This is a genomic window from Streptomyces sp. NRRL S-118 (assembly GCF_000716335.1).
GTDB lineage: Bacteria > Actinomycetota > Actinomycetes > Streptomycetales > Streptomycetaceae > Streptomyces.
Window position 1 is genome coordinate 1 of sequence record NZ_KL591016.1, and the last position, 2,867, is coordinate 2,867.

2 protein-coding genes are annotated in these 2,867 nt (G+C 67.9%); both read left to right on the plus strand.

The window, feature by feature from the left end; translation table 11 throughout:
• Positions 1–1,834: 2-oxoacid:acceptor oxidoreductase subunit alpha (locus tag IH00_RS0124395; RefSeq protein WP_031077055.1), on the plus strand; the 1,834-nt coding region annotated here is incomplete at its 5' end.
• The coding region (locus tag IH00_RS0124400; protein WP_031077057.1) for a 2-oxoacid:ferredoxin oxidoreductase subunit beta at positions 1,827–2,867 on the plus strand (1,041 nt) is incomplete at its 3' end. The genes IH00_RS0124395 and IH00_RS0124400, both read left to right, overlap by 8 nt.

Here is a 2,867-nt window from a genome sequence, read left to right on the forward strand (position 1 = left end):
GGACCGGGTGATCATTCGTTTTGCGGGTGATTCCGGGGATGGTATGCAGTTGACGGGTGACCGTTTCACGTCGGAGACGGCGTCTTTCGGGAATGATTTGTCGACGCTGCCGAATTTTCCGGCGGAGATCCGGGCTCCTGCCGGGACGCTTCCGGGGGTGTCGTCGTTCCAGTTGCATTTCGCGGACCATGACATTCTGACTCCGGGTGACGCGCCGGATGTGCTGGTCGCGATGAACCCGGCGGCGTTGAAGGCGAATCTCGGTGATGTGCCGCGGGGCGGTGAGATCATCGTGAACACCGATGAGTTCGCCAGGCGGGCGATGGCGAAGGTGGGGTATGAGACCTCGCCTTTGGAGGACGGGACGCTGGAGGGTTATCGCGTTCATCCGGTGCCGCTGACGACGCTGACGGTCGAGGCGCTGAAGGACTTCGGTCTGTCGCGCAAGGAGGCCGAGCGGAGCAAGAACATGTTCGCGCTGGGGCTGCTGTCGTGGATGTATCACCGGCCCACGGAGGGCACGGAGAGGTTCCTGCGGTCGAAGTTCGCGAAGAAGCCGCAGATCGCCGAGGCGAACGTGGCGGCGTTCCGGGCGGGCTGGAATTTCGGGGAGACGACCGAGGACTTCGCGGTCTCCTATCAGGTCGCTCCGGCGACGCAGGCGTTTCCCGCGGGGACGTATCGCAACATCTCGGGGAACCTGGCCCTGTCCTACGGGCTGATCGCCGCCTCACAACAGGCGGACCTGCCGTTGTATCTGGGGTCGTATCCGATCACTCCGGCGTCGGACATCCTGCACGAGCTGTCACGGCACAAGAACTTCGGTGTGCGGACCTTCCAGGCGGAGGACGAGATCGCCGGTATCGGCGCGGCGCTGGGCGCGGCGTTCGGCGGGTCGCTGGCGGTGACGACGACGTCCGGCCCGGGGGTGGCGCTCAAGAGCGAGACGATCGGGCTGGCGGTGTCGCTGGAGCTGCCGCTGCTGATCGTGGACATCCAGCGCGGCGGCCCCTCGACCGGCCTGCCGACCAAGACCGAGCAGGCGGACCTGCTGCAGGCCATGTACGGGCGCAACGGCGAGGCCCCGGTCCCGGTGGTGGCGCCACGCACCCCCGCGGACTGCTTCGACGCGGCCCTGGAGGCCGCCCGGATCGCGCTCGCCTACCGCACCCCGGTGTTCCTGCTGTCCGACGGCTACCTGGCCAACGGCTCCGAACCGTGGCGGATCCCCGAACCCCCGGAGCTGCCCGACCTGCGGGTGCGGTTCGCCACCGGGCCCAACCACACCCTGCCCGACGGCAGCGAGGTGTTCCGGCCCTACCAGCGCGACCCGCAGACCCTGGCCCGCCCCTGGGCGGTGCCCGGCACACCCGGCCTGGAACACCGCATCGGCGGCATCGAAAAACAGGACGGCACGGGCAACATCTCCTACGACCCGGCCAACCACGACTTCATGGTCCGCACCCGCCAGGCCAAGATCGACGGCATCGACGTCCCCCCGCTGGACGTCGACGACCCGGGCGGCGCCCGCACCCTCGTCCTGGGCTGGGGATCGACCTACGGCCCCATCACCGCCGCCGTACGCCGCATCCGCAAGGACGGCGGCCGCATCGCCCAGGCCCACCTGCGCCACCTCAACCCCTTCCCCCGCAACCTCGGCGACGTCCTGGCCCGCTACGACAAGGTCGTCATCCCCGAGATGAACCTCGGCCAGCTGGCCGCCCTCATCCGCGCGAAATACCTCATCGACGCACACAGCTACAACCAGGTCAACGGCATGCCGTTCAAGGCCGAGCAGCTCGCCCGCGCCCTGAAGGAGGCCACCGATGTCTGAGGCACTCAAACTCGTCCCCAAAGCCGAAACCGCCCAGTCCACGAAGGACTTCAAGTCCGACCAGGAAGTGCGCTGGTGCCCCGGATGCGGCGACTACGCCATCCTCGCCGCCGTCCAGAGCTTCATGCCCGACCTCGGCCTGGCCCGGGAGAACATCGTCTTCGTCTCCGGCATCGGCTGCTCCTCCCGCTTCCCGTACTACATGAACACCTACGGGATGCACTCCATCCACGGCCGCGCACCGGCCATCGCCACCGGACTGGCCTCCTCCCGCCCCGACCTGTCGGTCTGGGTCGTCACCGGCGACGGCGACGCCCTGTCCATCGGCGGCAACCACCTCATCCACGCCCTGCGGCGCAACGTCAACCTCAAGATCCTGCTGTTCAACAACCGCATCTACGGCCTGACCAAGGGCCAGTACTCCCCCACCTCCGAGGTCGGCAAGATCACCAAGTCGACCCCGATGGGATCACTGGACGCGCCCTTCAACCCGGTGTCGCTGGCGATCGGCGCCGAGGCGTCGTTCGTGGCCAGAACGGTCGACTCCGACCGCAAACACCTCACCGAGGTCCTGCGGGCCGCCGCCGACCACCCCGGCACCGCGCTCGTGGAGATCTACCAGAACTGCAACATCTTCAACGACGGCGCCTTCGACGCCCTGAAGGACAAGGACCGGGCCCAGGACGCCGTGATCCGCCTGGAACACGGCCGGCCCATCCGCTTCGGCCGGGACAACACCAAAGGCGTCGTCCGCGACACCACCACCGGGGACCTCAAGGTCGTCACCGTCACACCCGACAACGAAACCGACGTACTGGTCCACGACGCCACCACCACCAGCCCCACCACCGCCTTCGCCCTCTCCCGCCTCGCCGACCCCGACACCCTCCACCACACCCCCATCGGCGTCTTCCGCAGCGTCACCCGCCCCGTCTACGACACCCTCATGGCCGACCAGCTCGACACCGCCATCGAACAACACGGCAAGGGCGACCTCACCACACTCCTCACCGGCAACGACACCTGGACAGTC